This is a genomic window from Bradyrhizobium sp. LeoA1Lang (assembly GCF_055413685.1).
This window is the reverse complement of sequence record NZ_JBVAPG010000420.1, coordinates 1-1060: the sequence shown is the minus strand read 5'-3', so window position 1 is coordinate 1060 and position 1060 is coordinate 1. Positions and strand designations below refer to the sequence as shown.

At 59.0% G+C, this 1060-nt stretch carries 1 protein-coding gene; it reads left to right on the top strand.

The window, feature by feature from the left end; translation table 11 throughout:
• Nucleotides 1–986 (top strand): IS3 family transposase (locus ACZYOF_RS43915; RefSeq protein WP_463719609.1); only part of this gene is annotated, 986 nt, incomplete at its 5' end.
• Between the last annotated feature and the right edge of the window lie 74 nt (nt 987–1060).

Genomic DNA, 1060 nt, shown 5'->3' with positions numbered 1-1060 from the left:
GAGGCATGAGATACCCTGCGTCCGAGAAGGCCGAGATCATCCAGTTGGTCGAGCAGTCGCATCTGCCGGCCAAGCGCACGCTGGACAAGCTCGGGATCCCACGCGCCACGTTTTATAGATGGTATAATCGCTACTGTGAGGGTGGCATTGAAGCGCTGGCCGATCATCGGTCCCGACCTGACCGGGTCTGGAATCGCATCCCCGACGATGTGCGGGGCCAGATCATTGATTTAGCGCTGGAGCTTCCGGAGCTGTCGCCGCGCGAACTGGCCGTGCGCTTCACCGACGAACGGAAGTATTTTGTCTCCGAGGCGTCGGTCTATCGGCTGCTGAAGGCACATGACCTCATCACCAGCCCGGCTTATGTGGTGATCAAGGCGGCGAACGAGTTCAAGGACAAGACCACCGCCATCAACCAGCTCTGGCAGACCGACTTTACCTACCTCAAGATCACCGGCTGGGGCTGGTACTACCTGTCGACCGTGCTCGACGACTTCTCGCGTTACATCGTGGCCTGGAGGCTTGGTCCCACGATGTGCGCCTCCGACGTCACGGCCACGCTCGACCAGGCACTCGCGGCCTCCGGCCTTGACCACATCACCGTCGCGCACCGGCCGAGGCTTCTCAGCGACAATGGTTCGAGTTACGTCGCGGACGATCTGGCCAAGTGGCTCGACCATAAGGGCATGCAGCATGTGCGCGGCGCTCCATATCATCCTCAGACCCAGGGAAAGATCGAGCGCTGGCATCAGACTCTGAAGAACCGCATTCTGCTCAGCAATTACTACCTGCCTGGCGATCTCGAACGGCAGGTACGCGCCTTCGTCGAACACTACAACCACGTCCGCTATCATGAGAGCATCGACAACCTCACACCTGCCGATGTCTACTTCGGCAGGGCGGAAGCGATCCTTGCAGAACGCAAACGCATCAAGCTTGTCACTATCGCAAACCGCCGCTTGCAGCATCAGCTGCAGGCCGCTTAAACTCTAACCCCTGATGAGCCAGAGCCTCCCTTCTCGAAAAGCTTGATCTGTCTCAAATTATCTGACGACGGACA